The sequence below is a fragment of the Actinomadura sp. NPDC048955 genome (genome assembly GCF_040649435.1).
GTDB classification, from domain to species: Bacteria; Actinomycetota; Actinomycetes; order Streptosporangiales; family Streptosporangiaceae; genus Spirillospora; species Spirillospora luteofluorescens.
In genome coordinates this window covers 188,591-204,603 of record NZ_JBEZJI010000004.1, presented here as the reverse complement: position 1 = coordinate 204,603, position 16,013 = coordinate 188,591, and the positions used below count along the sequence as shown (strand labels likewise).

General features: G+C 70.2%; 17 protein-coding genes. 4 read left to right on the top strand and 13 right to left on the bottom strand.

All coding sequences use genetic code 11. The features are described 5' to 3' along the window. Positions 1-118: 118 nt before the first annotated feature. Positions 119-1,120, bottom strand: coding sequence for an RNA polymerase subunit sigma-70 (locus tag AB0C84_RS06285; protein ID WP_361061698.1), 1,002 nt, complete (start codon positions 1,118-1,120; stop codon positions 119-121). 340 nt (positions 1,121-1,460) lie between these two features. On the opposite strand from AB0C84_RS06285, the gene AB0C84_RS06280 reads away from it, so the two are divergent. Further along, positions 1,461-2,495 (top strand): hypothetical protein, encoded by a 1,035-nt coding sequence (locus AB0C84_RS06280; RefSeq protein ID WP_361061695.1) that lies wholly within the window; start codon positions 1,461-1,463, stop codon positions 2,493-2,495. Positions 2,496-2,525: 30 nt separating this feature from the next. Here AB0C84_RS06280 and AB0C84_RS06275 read toward each other — a convergent pair whose 3' ends face one another. Further along, a complete protein-coding gene (locus AB0C84_RS06275; protein ID WP_361061692.1) occupies positions 2,526-3,743 on the bottom strand; it encodes an NAD(P)/FAD-dependent oxidoreductase in 1,218 nt (405 codons plus the stop codon). Positions 3,744-3,867: 124 nt separating this feature from the next. Beyond that, complete coding sequence (locus AB0C84_RS06270) at positions 3,868-4,251, bottom strand: DUF5997 family protein (RefSeq protein WP_361061689.1); 384 nt, start codon at positions 4,249-4,251, stop codon at positions 3,868-3,870. 54 nt (positions 4,252-4,305) lie between these two features. Between AB0C84_RS06270 and AB0C84_RS06265 the strand changes: the two genes are divergently transcribed. Then, positions 4,306-4,992, top strand: a complete 687-nt coding sequence (locus tag AB0C84_RS06265) for a LysR family transcriptional regulator substrate-binding protein (protein ID WP_361061686.1) — start codon at positions 4,306-4,308, stop codon at positions 4,990-4,992. A gap of 45 nt (positions 4,993-5,037) precedes the next feature. Here the strand turns inward: AB0C84_RS06265 and AB0C84_RS06260 are convergent, their stop codons facing one another. The 6 genes from AB0C84_RS06260 to AB0C84_RS06235 all read right to left on the bottom strand — a co-directional run bounded on the left by AB0C84_RS06260 (position 5,038) and on the right by AB0C84_RS06235 (position 8,966). Beyond that, positions 5,038-5,193, bottom strand: a complete 156-nt coding sequence (locus AB0C84_RS06260; protein ID WP_361061998.1) for a TipAS antibiotic-recognition domain-containing protein — start codon at positions 5,191-5,193, stop codon at positions 5,038-5,040. A gap of 191 nt (positions 5,194-5,384) precedes the next feature. Then, positions 5,385-5,528 (bottom strand): hypothetical protein, encoded by a 144-nt coding sequence (locus tag AB0C84_RS06255; RefSeq protein ID WP_361061683.1) that lies wholly within the window; start codon positions 5,526-5,528, stop codon positions 5,385-5,387. Between the two features lie 200 nt (positions 5,529-5,728). After that, on the bottom strand, positions 5,729-6,217 hold the full coding sequence (locus AB0C84_RS06250; RefSeq protein ID WP_361061680.1) for a hypothetical protein: 489 nt from the start codon (positions 6,215-6,217) through the stop codon (positions 5,729-5,731). A 360-nt stretch (positions 6,218-6,577) separates the two neighbouring features. After that, the gene (locus tag AB0C84_RS06245) at positions 6,578-7,183 is read right to left on the bottom strand and encodes a DedA family protein (RefSeq protein ID WP_361061677.1); all 606 of its coding nucleotides are present in this window, start codon (positions 7,181-7,183) and stop codon (positions 6,578-6,580) included. Positions 7,184-7,385: 202 nt separating this feature from the next. Next, positions 7,386-8,534 carry a serine hydrolase domain-containing protein gene (locus AB0C84_RS06240; protein WP_361061674.1) on the bottom strand — a complete coding sequence of 383 codons (1,149 nt, stop codon included), beginning with the start codon at positions 8,532-8,534 and terminating at the stop codon, positions 7,386-7,388. Between the two features lie 132 nt (positions 8,535-8,666). Next, positions 8,667-8,966 carry a hypothetical protein gene (locus AB0C84_RS06235; RefSeq protein ID WP_258945580.1) on the bottom strand — a complete coding sequence of 100 codons (300 nt, stop codon included), beginning with the start codon at positions 8,964-8,966 and terminating at the stop codon, positions 8,667-8,669. Positions 8,967-9,194: 228 nt separating this feature from the next. Here AB0C84_RS06235 and AB0C84_RS06230 point away from each other — a divergent pair, with 228 nt between their 5' ends. Then, complete coding sequence (locus AB0C84_RS06230) at positions 9,195-9,446, top strand: DUF4873 domain-containing protein (RefSeq protein WP_179844461.1); 252 nt, start codon at positions 9,195-9,197, stop codon at positions 9,444-9,446. Positions 9,447-9,534: 88 nt separating this feature from the next. After that, positions 9,535-10,437: a hypothetical protein gene (locus AB0C84_RS06225; protein ID WP_361061669.1), complete on the top strand. Its 903-nt coding sequence runs from the start codon at positions 9,535-9,537 to the stop codon at positions 10,435-10,437. Between the two features lie 27 nt (positions 10,438-10,464). Here AB0C84_RS06225 and AB0C84_RS06220 read toward each other — a convergent pair whose 3' ends face one another. The 4 genes from AB0C84_RS06220 to AB0C84_RS06205 all read right to left on the bottom strand — a co-directional run bounded on the left by AB0C84_RS06220 (position 10,465) and on the right by AB0C84_RS06205 (position 15,892). Then, positions 10,465-12,150, bottom strand: a complete 1,686-nt coding sequence (locus AB0C84_RS06220) for a SulP family inorganic anion transporter (protein WP_361061666.1) — start codon at positions 12,148-12,150, stop codon at positions 10,465-10,467. A gap of 11 nt (positions 12,151-12,161) precedes the next feature. After that, positions 12,162-12,839, bottom strand: coding sequence for a GAP family protein (locus tag AB0C84_RS06215; RefSeq protein ID WP_361061663.1), 678 nt, complete (start codon positions 12,837-12,839; stop codon positions 12,162-12,164). A gap of 11 nt (positions 12,840-12,850) precedes the next feature. After that, complete coding sequence (locus tag AB0C84_RS06210) at positions 12,851-14,227, bottom strand: DUF1254 domain-containing protein (RefSeq protein WP_361061660.1); 1,377 nt, start codon at positions 14,225-14,227, stop codon at positions 12,851-12,853. Positions 14,228-14,299: 72 nt separating this feature from the next. Then, on the bottom strand, positions 14,300-15,892 hold the full coding sequence (locus AB0C84_RS06205) for a DUF1254 domain-containing protein (RefSeq protein ID WP_361061657.1): 1,593 nt from the start codon (positions 15,890-15,892) through the stop codon (positions 14,300-14,302). Between the last annotated feature and the right edge of the window lie 121 nt (positions 15,893-16,013).

Here is a 16,013-nt window from a genome sequence, read left to right as displayed (position 1 = left end):
CCGACGACGCCGGCGGGGCGGCCGTGTTCGCATTGCCGCGCAGGTGTTCAGCTGGTCGCGGTGACTTCGGTGACGCCGGCCCGTGCGCTGAACTCGTCGGCAGTAGGGACTTGCCTGGTCACAGCGTCGCGGGCAGGCTCAGCCACGGTTTGTCGGTGGCGTCGAATCCGGTGAGCTCGGCGATCTTCCCGTCGACGATGTGCAGGACCGCGATGTTGAACAGACGGTATTCCGTGTCGCCGGGGGTGCGGAGGTACAGCACGGCGGCAGGCATGCGGTTGACCGTCGTGGCGACGCAGCGCCAGTCGTCGCGGCCGCGCTGGAAGAGCCCGCCGGAGACCCAGCCGTCCACCGCGTCCTCGGCCGTGACGATCAAGGTGTCCGGCAGCATCGCGAAGCGCAGGTCGTCGCGCAGCAGGGCCGTCAGCCCGTCGAGGTCGTTGCGCTCATGGGCGTCGATGTACGACTTCACCACGCCGCGCTCGTCATTCGACAGCTCGTGCGTCGCGGGGCTCCGCCAGTCGAGGCGGCGGTCGGACAGCTGCTCGCGCATCGTCACGCGCGCCCGCTGCAGTGCGCTGGTCACCGATGCGACGGTCAGTTCGAGGGCGTCCGCGGCCTTCGACGCCGGCCAGCCGAGGACGTCGCGCAGGATGAACACCGCCCGCTGCCGCGGCGGCAGGTGCTGGACGGCGACGATGAACGCCAGCTCGATCGTCTCCCGTGCCACCACCGCTTCCTGCGGGTCCTCCGGGAGCATCCGGTCCGGGTAGGGCTGCAGGTAGCGGACTTCCGAGCCCGCGTCCGGCAGATCGGCAGGCACGGGTGTGCGGTCGTTGCGCTTCTCCAGGAAGTCGAGGCAGGCGTTCGTCGCGATCCGGTACAGCCAGGTCCGCAGCGCAGCGTGACCCTTGAAGGTCTCCCGCTTGTTCCACGCCCGCAGGAACGTTTCCTGCGTCATGTCCTGGGCGTCCTCGTAGTTCGCGAGCATCCGGTAGCAGTGCACCTGCAGCTCACGCCGGTAGCGCTCCGTGATGTGCGCGAACTGTGCCGTGTCATGTGAGCGGGCCGCCGCGATGAACGCGGCCTTGTCGGCGCCTAGCAGGCTGGCGTCGGTCATTGGTCGTCAATCCTTCCGCGGGTGGCGAGGGGCTACCAGAACTGACGACGTGGCGAAGGATTACTGATCGGTGAAGTCGCCGGCACCGGGCCGCTCGTCATGAGGGGCGGGTGGGGAACGATCCAGGGGACGTGTTCGGGTCGCGCACACCCTCGTTGTCGAGGTGAGGTCCCCACAGTACTGGCGAAAAAACAGGCGGACGAAGCAACGGCGGCGCCGGGCTCACGTTGGGCAGGGCGGTGGCCCGGCCGCTCGTCATGGGCGGCGGTAGCGGGCAGAATGCTCTGCACGGTCATCTCGTTCCGGCCGGCTGGTACTCATCTTTCCCGTGAGCGTGAACATGGACGCTGAGAAGCAAGGGACCCCCGTTCAGCCTGGCCGGCTCGCGAACCTCCGGTCCAGGCTCCGCGACGGGCAGGACCGCGCGCCGACCTCGGTCTTCGTCGTCGGAACGCTGTTCTCGGGCTCGACACTGCTCGGGCGCGACATGACCACACGGATCCGGGGCGCCCACTACGTCGGCGAGCTGAACAACTACACGCAGATGCCCGAGTACAGCCACAAGAACGCCAGTCGAGACTGCGGGCCCTGCTCACTGCTCGGCAAGGAGTGCCGGCACTTCACGGACGCGCTCCGGGAGCGGGTGTCGTACGACGACATCCCCGGCATGCACCGGCGCTTCGCGCAGTCGCTGGGCGTTTCGGTGGTCGTCGACGGAAGCAAGTACGTCGCCTGGCTCCGGCAGGCCATCGAGCAGCAGCTCGCCGACCCGGCCGACCGGGCACCTGTGAAAGTGATCGTCACGGCCCGGAACCCGATCGCCTTCGCGATCAGCTACCGGAACCGGACGGGGGAGCCGCTGTGGCGGGGCGCGGGCATCTGGCGGGACACGTACGTGGACGCCCTCCGCACCGTCAACATGTACGGTCTGCCGCACATGGTCGTCCGCTACGAGGACTACATAGCGCGCCCGGAACGGTCGCTGGAGCGGCTGGCCGGCTTCCTGCACCTTCCGCTGGACTCGGAGCCCGACAACACGAGGATCCACGACACCGGCGGCAATTGGAGCTCCTTCGTCCCGTACGTGGGGAAGGAGCAGCTTGAGACGTTCATCCGGCGGCTCGACGGTCCCGGGCGTGCGGAGGCGGAGGACTTCGTGCGGCATGCCCGGGCGTATTGGAACGACGAGAAGGCCCGGGAGGACACCCGCTGGCGAGGCGGCTTGGAAGCCGGTGAGGTGAACGCGGTCCTCAGCACGCCGGGGGTGACCGACTTGGCGAACGTCCTCGGCTACGACGTCGCGGAGGTCGTCCACGCGGCCGTCCGCGGCACGCCGCCGAAGCCCCGCAAACCCATGCCCGCCGCAGAGCAGTGACGCACGCCGCAGCGGCGGGTGCCACGCGGCTCAGTCGGGCAGGTCGGCCAGGGCGGCTTCGGCGGCGCGGCGGCCGGAGACCAGGGCGCCTTGGATGGAGCCGGTGTCGCGGTGGTCGCCGCATACGTAGCGGCCCCTGCGTATCCGCACCGGGCGCCGCAGCCGCAGTGGCGGAAGCATCGCCGGAAGAGCGCCTTTGATCGGATAAGTGGCGATCAGCTCCCACGCGGCGGTGTCACCGTAGATCTCGTCCAGCCGCCCGCGCACGCGCGCCTCGTCGGCGTCGATCCCGAGCACGGAGGTCGAGATGAGCGCGCGGCCGTCGGCGGAGTACTCGGGCGCCGCGTCGGTGAGGACGAGGGTGTCGGTGATGATCCCCTCGGCGTCCAGGATCTGCAGGGGCTCCTTCAGCGGGGAGTTCGGCGCCGCGTGGTAGAAGGTGGTGACGTCCCGCATGACGGGCGCCTCGACCTCGGGGACGAGGGCGGCGGCCTGGGCGGGGTCGGTCGCCACGATGACGGCATCGGCCTCGAACGTCTTCCCGTCGGAGGTCTGCACCCCCTCACCGGTGACCGCTTCCACGGCGGTCTCCAGCGACAGCGCTCCGTCCGGCAGCCGCGCCGCGAGTTGCTCCGCCATCCGTCCCATCCCGAGAGCGGGAACGCCGATCGTGCCGCGCGCGAACGACCGCCAGATCAGGTGGAAGAAGCGGCTCGACGTCTCCAGTTCCCGTTCCAGCAGCACTCCGGCCAGGAACGGGCGCAGCAGCTTTTCGATCATCTGATCGGAAATGCCCCAGTGGCGAAGCTCCGCGGCCGTGTCGCGGTCGGCCTGGTGCAGGATCCGCGAGGTGGGGAACGTCAGGTCGCGAGCGGTCATCGCGGCCACTGCGGCCTTGTCGCGGACGGAGCCGATATCGGCAAGGGCACCGCTCAGCGCATGCCGGGGGTGCTTCCACGGGAGCATCACGCGCTCACGCCGTCCCTGATGGAAGACGAGCAGACCGGAGGCGAACGGCCTCAGGTCCAGGGCCTGGATGTCCAGGACACGTCTGGCCTCGGGATAGGCCGTATTGAAGACCTGGAACCCCCGGTCGAGACGGAATCCGTCGACGATGTCGGTCCGCGTCCGGCCCCCGACCCCGTCGGACGCCTCCAGCACCTGTACCGGCACCCCGGCCTCGTGCAGCCTCACCGCACACGCCAGCCCGGCCAGGCCGGCACCGACGACCACCACGGAACCAGTCACCAGACCCCCACTTTCCGTAACGGCCCCTCGGATGGGCGGTTCGACCTCACGGTCCTCCTGCCCATCCTGTGGCCCCTTACCCGGTCACCCCCCGTCGTGCCGAGCGGGCCGTAGTGGTTCTGGGTCAGGCCTTGGCGCGCTGCTGCTTGAGGCGGAGTTCCTCTTCGCGGACTTTGGCTCGGGTGGCTTGCTCGCGTTCCAGCCACTCGGGGTTTTCGGCCTTCAGGTCCTCGATCTCGGCTGTGGTGAGGGGGCCCGTGATGCCGCCGCGGGCCAGGCCTGAGGCGGAGACACGGAGCTTGGTGGCGACGACCTGGCGGGGGTGGGGGCCCTCGCGGCGAAGGTCGGTGAGCCAAGCGGGCGGGTTGGCCTGGAGCGCGTTCAACTCGTCCCGGGAGACAGGGCCTTCCTGGAACTCGGTGGGCGCTGCCGACAGCAGGATCCCCAGCTTCTTGGCCGCGGTCGCGGACTTCATGGTCTGCGGGGTCTTCGCCTTGGACGTGCTCATGGCTCAAGGGTAGCCAGCGGAAGGGGGCTGCCCGGACGTGACTAGGCTGAGGGAGTGACCGAAGGTGAGTTCCGGCTGGCCTACGTGCCTGGGGTGACGCCCGCGAAGTGGGCTGGAGTGTGGGCCGAGCGGGTGCGAGACGTGCCGCTTCGGCTGGTGCAGGTCCCCGCCGCCGATATCGTCCCCCTGCTGCGCAAGGGTGATGTGGACGCGGCGTTCGTGCGCCTGCCCGTCGACCGCGAGGCCCTCCACGTGATCCCGCTGTACCTGGAGACGACCGTCGTGGTGGTGCCCAAGGACCACGCGGTGGCCGCGGCGGAGGAGGTGGAGCTTGCCGATCTCGCCGACGAGGACGTGTTCGAGCCGCTCGACGAGGTCCTGACCTGGGACGAACGCCCCGGGCAGCCCGCCTTCACCCGTCCCGAGCACACCGCCGAGGCGATCGAGTTGGTGGCGTCGGGGACCGGCACCCTGCTGCTCCCGCAGTCTTTGGCCCGCCTCCACCACCGCAGAGACCTCACCTACCGCACGGTGACCGACGCTCCTCAATCCCAGATCGGCCTGGCCTGGCTCGAGGTCGTGACGACCGACCTCATGGAGGAACTGATCGGCATCGTCCGCGGCCGCACCCCCAACAGCTCCCGCGGCCGCAACGCCCAACAGCAGCCCGCCACCAAGAAGCCGCCGCGCCAGCGCTCCACCCCTAAGCAGCCCCGCCGCCAAAAGCGCCGCCGGACGTGAAGAGACGCCCCAATCCGCGGGGCGCGATTCCGCGACGCTACGGGGTCACTGCCAGGTGGCCGTCTCTGGGGCGATCCCGTGAGTGCGAGCGCACTCGTCGATGATTTGCCGGAACCAGGAGGCCAGCCCGGCCCGGATTCCGTCGTAGTGGGAGGAGAAGCCGGGGTCGGACTCGAACATTCTTCCCAGACACACCTGCATCTGTCGCGTGAGCGGGAAGAAGTTGGAGAACACTTCGCGGTGGCGTTCGACGATGCTCCCGTGTGCGCGAAGCGGACCGCTCGGCGAGCCGCGCACGCTGCTCGCGCAGGGTGGCGCCGATCGGGACGGTCACCCCTGCCAGCTCGGCGGCCACGCCGACCGTGACGCCCTCGCGGAGGTCGCGCTCGCGTTCAGTCATGGACGTCATTGTTTCCCTCCTCCGCCGAACCTGGGGCGACGATTCCGACCGAGGCGAGATCGCGCGCTTCTTGGCCGTCAGGATCGAACTCCAGCGCCGCGGTGAACGCGACCCGCGCGCCCTCGGGGGTGGTCACCTCGACGTCGCGAGTACGCCACGGCGTATCCCTCGGCCCGGTTCGCCGTCGGAATCGTCACGAACATCGGCATCAGGTAGATGCCGCGGAACACCTCTGGCGCGACCGCCTTCAGTCCATGCTCGGTCACGGGGCCCATCTCGAATGCGTCGAAGTAATCACTCATGCGGTCTACCGTCGCCCCTCACGCGGCGTGAGGGTCAAGCCCGATCCGTGGCGCGGCGGCGCAGGTGGTAGTGGACGGTGACGACGGCAAGCAAGGGGCCCCAAAGCAGCAGTGGCGCGTAGAGGATGTCGATCAGCCAGCGTGCCCAGGCGGTGCCGTCGATGTGGGCGTTGAAGCTGGTGTAGACCAGCAGGCCTCCGTAGACGGTCGTGGCCACCGAGCCGAGCGCGGCGGACACGGTCACGGGCAGGATTGGGATCCGCCTGCCGTGCAGGAACGGGACCCACCGCGGCCAGGTCTCGCCCCAGGGCTGGATCAGCCCGAGGGCCAGGAGACCGAAGAGCTCGGACAACGCGGCGAGCGCGGTGAGGTACAGCGAGCCCCAGCCAGGTGTGTGCAACTGCCTCATCTCCGCGTCGGCAAGCCCGAAGCTGATCCCCGCGGCGAGGCCGAGCCGCCACAGCCCTGACGGCACGTTCACCAGAGCGATGACGTGCGCGGCCCACTCGGCCCACCGGGGCACCCCTGGAACGGTCCTCCACGGCGACGTACGGTTCCCGGACCGCGAGACGTCTCCTACCGGGCGAGGCAACAGCGTGGTCATCACAACCTCCTGGGGTAAGGGCCGATCACGGCCCGTCGGGCTTGGTGATCTCCGCCCTGGCACAAACGTGCCGTGCCGCACCTGGTGGCCGACTCCCCCGCCAGAGTGGATCACCTGTGCTCGTTCCCTCCCGCGGGGGAAGTCGGCGCCCCCGCCGCGCCATCCGGAGACGCCAAGGTCACCGGCCGCGCGATCGAGATCACCGACCCCGCACGGAGCGCCGCGATGCCGACCGGGCGAGGACTGCCCCCGACATGGCCGGCGCGAAGCATGGCGTTCTCAACGGTCGTCCGCACCGCTGTCGCCATCGCGTTTGCGATGCCTGTGTTCACGGAGCCGCCAGGTGACGACGGCGAGGACGACCACAGCGACGATCACGATCGCGGTGACCCGCCCGGCGACATGCTCGACCCGGGCATAAGCGTGGCCGGCGAAGTATCCGAGCAGCGTGAAGCTCACGCCCCAGACCAGGCCCCCGGCGGCGTTGTAGAGCAGGAACACCCGGCCCGGCATCCCCGAGACGCCGGCCAGCGCGGGCATGATCGCGCGGAAGAACGCGACGAAGCGTCCGACGAAGACGGCGGCACCGCCCCTGCGCCGGATCAGGTCGCGGGCACCGTCCACACGGTCGCGGTGGCGGCGGAGGGGACGGCTGTCCAGAATCGGCTGCCCGACATGGCGTCCGATCTGGTAGCCGACGAAGTCCCCCGCGATCGCCGCCAGGACCACGATCACGGCGAGCCACACGACGGAGACCTTCTGCTGGGCGGCCAGCGCCCCGCCGAGCACGACGGCGGTCTCACCGGGCAGCACGAAACCGAAGAACAGCGCGTCCTCGCAGAACACGAGGCCCGCGACGACCCCATAGACGACCGGCCCAGACAACCCGGCCACCCATGACGTAACCGAGGCGAACAAGACTTCAGCGCCCCCATCCGGACCCTTGAAGGCCGACGGCGCTCCGAGCCCACCCGCCGGCACCTCGCCTGCCGGACCTTTCCCCTACCCGGCGTCAATACCCCGACCGGCCGGGCCGTGCCCTCATCGGCCGGTCAGGAGTGATGGCGCCGGGTCGACGCGGCGGCCGTCAGCAGAACACCTTGCCCGCGAAGGCATAGAGCTTGTCGGCCGAGGGCGGGGAGGAGCCGAGGTTGACGGACAGGTTCATCTGCCGCCCGTCGTCGGAGCGGAGCGCGTAGGTGGTGTAGCCGATGAGCTGACCGCTGTGCCCGATCATGCGCTTGCCGCAGGGCAGCGTGTACTCCTGGAGCCCGAGCCCGTAGGCGAAACCAGCGCCGGTGGGGTGCACGGCGCGCATCGCGGCGAGCGTCGCGGGCGACAGCAGGCGCCCGCCGAGCAGCCCGTCGAGGAACCGGCCGAGGTCGCGGGTGGTGGAGATCATCTCGCCCGCCGCCCAGTCGAGGGAAGGGTTCATGCGGGTGGCGTCCACGGTCCGCCCGTCCGGCAGCAGTGCGTAGCCGTGCGCGTGCGGGCGCGGGAGCCCGGGCCGGTCGCCGGGGACGATCGTCTGGGTCAGCCGGAGCGGACGCAGCACGCGCCGTTCCACCTCGTCCCCGTAGGGCCGACCGGTCAGCCGCTCGATCAGCTTCCCCACGACCACGTAGTTGGTGTTGGAGTACTTCCAGGTGACGTCCGGGGGGTTCTGGGCGGGGGTGCGGAACGCCTGCGCGAGGAGCCGGTCGGGCTTGTAGGCGCGGAACCGCTCCGCCCCGCGCCAGCGGTTGGTGGACCATCCCGGGTCGCTCATGTAGTCGCGAAGCAGGCTGGTGTGCTGGAGGACCTGCCGCACCGTGATGCGCTCCCCGTCCGGGACGACGCCGGGCAGGTGCTCGGCCACGGGGTCGTCGAGCCGCAGCCGTCGCTCGTCGACGAGTTGCAGCAGGACGGTGGCCGCGAACGTCTTGGTGACGCTGCCGATCCGGAAGTACCCGGCCGGGTCGGCGGGCCGTCCCGTCCGGACGTCGGACAGGCCCGCCGCGCCGGACCACTCGCCACCGCCCGCGGTCCGCACGCGGAGCAGGACGGCCGTGGCCGCCTTGGTCTTCACCAGGTCGTCCAGCATCCCCTGGAAGCCGTCCTGGGACGAGGGGGCCCGGTTCGACTGTGGCTGAGCCGTATGCGCGTCGGGCACGGCGATGACGGCCATGGCCGTCGCGAGGGTCGCCGCCGTCGCGCCGGACGCCGCGAACGCCGTCCATCGAGAGATTCTGATCATGGGGGGACGCTACGGAGCCGGGCCTCTTGCCGCCCATGGGGACGGCCACCCGGCTCCCCTGCGGAAAACCGCACTCGCAAGGCGTCGTCGGCGACGCGGAACTTGCGTTACGGGCTGGTCGGCGTGGGCGTGTCAGCCGCCCAGCTTCGCGACCAGCGAGCGCAGGTGCTGTGTCGCGGCGTTCTCCTGGCCGCGCTTCACCCATGCCTGGATGTGGTCGCTGACCAGCTCGGCAAGGCTCGCGCGCTCGTCATCGCTGAACTCGACCGTGGTCGTGGTGCTGGTCCGGCAGTCGTAAGCCGTGAAGAGGATGTCTCCGACCGCCTGTTCGGCCGCCGGGGGCTTCCGGTTGCGCTGAGCATGCCATCCGGCGCTGCTGTTGACGACGCCCCAGCCGTGCAGGGCTTCGTAGTTGGTGAGTTCGAGCCTCATGGGCCGGGTACCTCTCGCGAAGAGGGTGTGGCCACACCCTAGGCAGCACCTTACGCGGGTATCTCCCCCAGGCAGACTGACCAGGCGACACGCGTGGGCGATATTCGGCACGGGCCGGGGGCCGCAGCCGCGTGTCTCCGGTTCTCCCGATCGGGAACGTCCGACCTCCGCACTATGGTGCGTTGTCATGAACACACTTCAGACCCGCTTCGATGAGAAGGCCCGGGCGTGAGCCGCTACCGGGGGCCCGCCACCCTGATCAGCGGTGAGGGAGCGGAGGTCGAGGTCTACGTCGATCTGCGCGCCAAGCAGCGGGAGTGGTCCGGGACCGCGACCATCGCCGACTTCGATGCCGACGGTCCCGCCGACCAGACGCTGAGGCTTCCCGACGGCCGCGAGGCACAGGTCACGCTCGGCGGTTCGGAGGCCTGGTCCGACGTCGTCACGCTGGTCGGAAGCGGTTCGCCGCCTTTCGCCTGAAACCGGCGCCCCGGCCAGGCCTGCCCGCAGGGGCCTGGCGCGTGCGAAGAGGCCGCCTCGTTCTCGATCGTTGCCTACGATTGTGCAGATGCGTGTCCTCCTCGCCGAGCGAGTGGCTCCGTCCGCGCCTTTGGCGGACGACGAAGTCGGTCTCTCGTACACGGCGAGCGCGGAGGGCGTGATCGGTGTTCTGGCGACCAGCGAACCCGGTCTGGCGCGAGGCTTCGTCCGTGGGCCTGGACACAATTCGTTGCCGTTCTACCGGCCGCCGCCGTCCTGCCCGGCAGTGCTTTACAGCTACGTGGCGCATGAATGGCATCGGCTGGAACTGTCCTGCCTTCCTGTTTCTTACCCGGTGATCGCCCTGCTGCCGCGTGGTGAACTGCTGGTCGCCTGTCCCTGCCTCCCCTGGGTCGACGGCCGCTGGGAGTCCCGTAACGGCCACGTTTTCGGCTCGGACGGAACGCATCGGCGCACTTTCGCGCTGGGCGATGACATCGAGCGGATCGTCTCGGACGATTCCGGCACCATCTGGACCACGCACGGCGAGCAAGGCTGGCCCGACTCGTTGAGCCTGGTACGCCGGGACCCGCAGGGCACCTGGCTGTGGGACTCGGGGATCGCATGCCTCGACGACGCCGTCAACAGCCACGCGGGAGTCACCTGGGCGTACCGGAGCGGCTCACTGATCCGGATACAGGCCGACCGTACGGCCGAATACGCATGCCCGGTGGACGACGTTCGCGCACTCGCCTTCACCGGCGACCACCTGTTGCTCGCCGGGCCCGACGACCGGCTTTCGTGGTGCGCGTTGCTCGACGGTGCGATCCGGTGGCTGGACGCCGCGGAAATCGTCGGACCGGCAGGCGGCCCTTTGCGGGATTGGCAGGTTCTCGACACCCACGGCCCTCACTTGTACCTGTACGACCATGGCGACGGATATCACCGCCTGGACATCACGGATGAAGCACTCGGTCGCCCCACGCTTTGAATCGGGCAAGGAATAGCCGCGGTTGCGTCATGTTCCGGTTCTCGCCGCGTCCACGGCCGCCCGCACAGTGGGATAGACGTGCCTCAACTCCGCCCTGGCTTCGGCGGTGCGCAACACGTCCCGAACCTGGCCCACGTCGCCTGCCAGCAGGAACCTGACTCCGCGGGCCTCCAGTTCCTCGGCCACCTCGTCGAGCATGCGCACCGCGCTGACGTCGACGAAGGGGACCGTCTCGGCGTCGATCACGACGGCCGTCGTCCCTTCCCGTCCGGCGGCACTCCGCACCGTGGACCGGATCCGCTCGGCGTTGGCGAAGTAGATGCCCCCCTCGACGCGCAGCACGACCACTCCCGGGATTCCGCGGCCGTCCGTGTGCCTGTCGAGCGCGGCGAAGTGCCCGCTCTCTGGCAGCCGCCCCAGTTCGCTGATGATCGGGCGCGAGGAGCGGTAGAGCAGCAGGAGCAGCGAGGCACCGATGCCGATGAAGAGGCCGGGCAGCGTGTCGAAGACCATCACCCCGAGCATCGCGGCGACCGCGGCGGCGAAGTCGGGCCGCGCGGCGACGCCGTAGGCCCGGCCGAGCCTGTGGGTGAAGACGCGGTAGAGGGCGGCGAGCGAGGGGATGTCGACGAGTTCGACCACCGCCGCGACCACCACCCCCGCGAGCACCGCCTCGGGGAGCCTCTCGAAGAGGCCGGTGAGGAAGAGCAGCGTGATCACGGTGAGGAGGGCGACGAAGACCCCGGAGAGCTGGGTGCGCGCGCCCGCCGTCCAGTTGACGGCGGTCTTCGAGAGGCTGCCGTTGACGACCATGCCGCTGGACAGGCCCGCGCCCAGGCCGGCGGCCCCGAGCCCGATCAGCTCGCGGTCGGCGTCGACCTCGTAGTGGTCGCGGACGGCGTAGCTCTTCGCCGCCCCCAGCCCCTCGGCGAAGGCGACGAGCAGCACGCCGACGCTTCCGGCGGCGAGGGCGCCGACGTCGTCCACCGAGACGTCGGGGAAGCCGAACGAGGGCGGCCCGGTCTCGATGGCGCCGACGACGGCGACGCCGCGGTCCTCCAGATCGAAGGCCGCCGACGCCGCGATCCCGAGCGCCACCGCGATCAGCGAGCCGGGCACGGACGGGGCGGCCCGCTTGAGGACGAGGATCAGCAGGAGGCTGCCGACGCCGACCAGGGTGGTGAGGCCGCTGATTCCGCCGAGATCGCCGATCAGGGCCCAGATCCTCTCGAAGAAGTCCCCCGACGCGCCCTCGACGCCGAACAGCTTCGGCAGCTGGCCCGCGATGATCGTCAAAGCCAGGCCGACGATGAAGCCCTTCAGGACCGGCTCGGAGATGAAACCGGCGAGGAAGCCGAGGCGCAGCAGTCCGGCGAGGAGCGCCGCGACGCCCACCGTGACGGCCAGCGCCGCCGTCATCGCGGTGCGCAGGTCCGCACCCGAACCGCCCGCGGCCTCACCGACGATCGCCGCCGAGAGCGCCGCCGTCGCCGCCATCGGCCCGACCACCAGGTGCCTGGAGCTGCCGAAGGCGGCGTACAGGATCAGGGCCGCGGGCGCGGCGTAGAGGCCGACCACGGGCGAGACGCCGGCGATCGTCGCGTAGGCGAGCGCCTCGGGCACGAGGACCGCCCACACCGTCACCCCCGCCAGGGCGTCCCGCCCCAGCCATCGCCGCCGGTACCCCCGCAGCGAAGGGAACAGCCCGAGCATGCCCGGCCCCGTCAGGAGGACAGGTCGCTGATGGCGCCGCCCACCAGCTTCGCGGCGAGGATCAGGCAGACCACGGTCATGATCGCCGAGTTGTTCCGCTCCATCCAGACCTTGAGGCCGTCGAGGAGGTGCTCGGAGCGCTCCTTCAGGGCGAAGTAGAGGACGACCGGCGCTCCGGTCCCGAGCGCCCCGATCACGACGAAGACCGCGAGCGCCGCGGCCTGCGCGCCGGCCGGGACGTCCGTGCGCGCGATCGCCGCCGCCGCGGCGATCACGAGCAGCAGGTTCTTCGGGTTGAGCGCGGACAGCACGATCCCCAGCGCTCCCGCCTTGACGGGGGTGAACGAGTCGACCGTGCGCATCCACTTCGGCAACGACACCTCCTCGTCGCCGCGCGGACGGCCGCGCCACTCCTTCACCGCAACCCACAGCAGCAGCACGCCGAGCGCCAGGTCGAGCGCGCTCACCCAACTGGCCGGCTGCCCCTGGTCGCTCGGCCCCGCGCCGCCCGAGACCAGCAGCACGATCGCGCCGACCAGGGACAGTCCCAGGATCCAGCCCAGGAGCAGCGCCGGCCCGTTGGTGCGCGCCCTGGGCGTCGCGAGCATCAGCACCGCACCGATGATCGGGAACGGGCTCAGCGCCACTCCGACGCCGTACGACAGAATCTGCCCGATCGCTTCGCCCACGACCCCCTACCTCACGCCGGTTCGACCTCGCCCGGCCGCCAACTCCGGTCGAACCAGCTTTCGAGCGGACCGTAGAGGCGCAGGACGACGAACCACCCCTTGCCGGGGACCGTCTGGATCCAGTTCGCCTCCCTGCCGGGCGGCGCGGCCGGGCCGAAGTGGACGACCGTGTCGCCGCCGTCCTCGGCCCGCACGGCGCCGGAGAGGCTGTTCACGCTCGGGTAGGGGTCGGAGGTGCGCAGCAGCGACCGGGTCTGGGGGTCGTAGACGTCGACGGCCCAGAAGTTCTTCGCCGGGACGTCCTTGGGAAGGGTGAGCGTGTAGTTCCTCCCGCCGTCGAGCCAGGCGCCGGTGGAGTCCTCCGCCGTGTAGGCGTACTGCGATCCGGCCCCGACCGTCGCCGCCGCCATCGCCGGCGTGATCACAAGCGCCGCATGGTGGAACACGGCGCGAGCGTCCAGCAGGCGCGCACCCTGCGGCGAGAGGAACTCGTGGCTCCCCGAGGGGAACATGTTCTTCCACGAACCGCCCGGATAGTAGTAGAAGCTCGGGTCGCGGGGTTTGAAGGTCAGCGTCCGCGCGAGGCCCGACCCGATCCGCGCGGCGGTGCCGAGGATCGAGCGCATGCGGTCGTCCGGTCGAAAGGGCGTGCCGGGCACGATGCCGATCGAGGCGAGCTGGCCCGCGCGCTCGGGGTCGAGCGCCTCGGGCGGTTCCTCCTGGACGATCTCGTCGACCTCCTCGAAGAACGAGAGGTCGTTGGCGGGGACCGTGTTGAAGGCGGAGTCGGCGAAGTTCACGAAGCGCTGGTCGGGCGGGTCGGCCGCGTCCGAGAGCGGGTAGATCCGCGTCCTGAGCAGGCTTTCGACGCCTCCCAGCACGCGGAGGGCCGCCCAGCAGGAGAAGGTCGGCGACCGCGAGACGAAGTAGCCGTCCGGGACGTCGCCGTCGTAGCCGGGAGGCAGGAAGAGGTACTTGCCTCCCTTGCCCCCGTCGGGTCCGGCGATCCCCATGTCGGCGACGTAGCGCTGCCAGAGGTCGTCGACGACGCTCAGCGACCCCTCCGGCACCTCGATCACTGTCGGGCCGTCCTGGTCGAGCGCCAGGAAGGCCATCCCGTACGCGGTCTCGGTGTTCGCCGTGAGCATCAACGGCGCGGAGCCGCAGCGCGGGGCCGTGTAGCCGATCGTGCCGGAGTCGATGCCGAGACTCCGCAGCCCGCGCCGCATCGCCACCATCGCGGCGCCGGGCAGGCAGGTGAGGAAGACCTCGATCCCCCGCAGCAGGTCGAGCGCGTCATAGCCGCGGGTGACCGTGTCGGGCAGCGGCAGGCCGTCGAAGAAGTCCATCTCGCCGAACAAGGTCTCCAGCCGGTCCGGGACGCTCATCGACGCGAGGGTCTCAGCCGATATGCCCGGGCTGGGCGCGTCGCTCACGTGAGGCACCGCGTTCCTCCTAGGTCAGCCCACAGCCTCGATCTCGCCCGGCCGCCAGGTCTTGTCGAAGAACGGTTGCAGAGGGCTGTAGAACCGCAGGACCACGAACCATCCCCTGCCCGGCGCGGTCTGGATCCAGTTGCCCTCCGGTACCCCGTCGGGCCGGTCGGGCCCGAAGTGCACCGTGGTCGTGCCGTCCGCGCCGGCGGTCGCCGCCGGGGTGGGATAGTCCTGGCTGCCCGCCCGGGGGAAGCGTTGCGGCGTGGAGAGCATCGAGCGGGTCTGGTTGTCGTAGACGGTGCACGACCAGAAACGGGCGGCGGGGATGTCCGGCGGAAGCACCAGGCGGTAGCGCCTGCCCCCGTCGAGGCCCTGATCCTGCCGGTCCGCGAACGCGAACAGGTACTGCGAGCCGATGCCCGGCAACGGTGCGGTGAACGCCGGGCTGATGCCCACGCCCAGGTACCACCACCAGGTCCGCAGGTTGAGCATGCGGGCGCCGTCGCTCGCACGGAGTTCGACGCCCCGGTCGGTGATGTCCGGGGGCGGGGTCATGAAGTCGTAGCCGGACGCGAGCAGGCCGTTGATCCACTGGGAGGACGCACCGTAGAAGTGCGCTCCCTCCTCCGGACGCGGGCGGCAGGCGACGGTGCGGGCCGTCGCGTTCCCCACCGCGGCCGCCTCGGCGAGGATCCCCCGCATCCGCTGATCCGGCTCGAAGGGCCGCCCCTTGACGATCCCGATCGCGGCCAGCGCGCCGGCGATCTCGGGATCGAGCGCCTCGGCCGGCTGATCGTGCACGAGCTCGCTCGCGACGTCGAAGTACGTCGCGTCCGCGGGCGGGACGGTGTTCACGGCGAACCCGGTGCCCTCGACGAAGCGCGGCGGGTCGGGCCTGCGGAGCGCGGCGGTCCACGTCCGCGCGGTCCACGGCACCGGCGGGGCCGTGCCCCCCGTGACGATCTCCCCGATGCTGGTTCCGAAGAACCCGGGCGCGTAGCGGTGGATGCGCAGCCCCTCCTTGATGCGCTCGACCGCCGGCCCCGGGTCGTCGCCCTCCAGGAACGCCCGCCCGCCCAGGAGGAGCCGCGTGGTGCGGGTCGGCTGCGTGAAGTGACCGCCCTCCGGAAGCGGACCCTCATAGCCGGGCGGGACGAAGAGGTATTTGCCGCCGGCTCCGCGATCCGGCCCTGCCATACCGGGATCCGCGACCCAGCGGAACCACATGTCATTGACGAAACAGAGGGACAGGGGCGGCATTTCCACGACCAGCGGCCCCTCGGTCAGGTCGAGGAACGTCACGAAATAGACGGTGTCCGCGTTCCCGGTCAGCACGAGCGTCTCGGGATCCATGAACTCCGAGAAGAGGAGGACGTCGTGGTCCCTAATCCCCGCATCGAGGAAGCCCTTGCGCGCCGCCCACACATTGACCCCGGAGTACGCGTCGAGGAACGCGCGAACGGCGTGCACATAGTCCAGATGGTCGTAGACGCGGTCGGCGGTCTCGCCGGTGGGCCTGCCCAGCGGAAACTCCAGAGTGCCCAGATGCGTCACCACCTGCTCGGGCGTCGAGAGCGACGTGATGACCTGAGGTGGGATCCGTCCGGCTTGCTGCAAGGCGTCGCTCCGTTCTGGGAGAGGTCTCCTCTCGCCCATGAGCCGTACCTACAGCGGACCACCACTAAACGCAATGTTCTAAGTCATTGGTTTCAAATTACTCGGCGGGCTGTGGAGATTA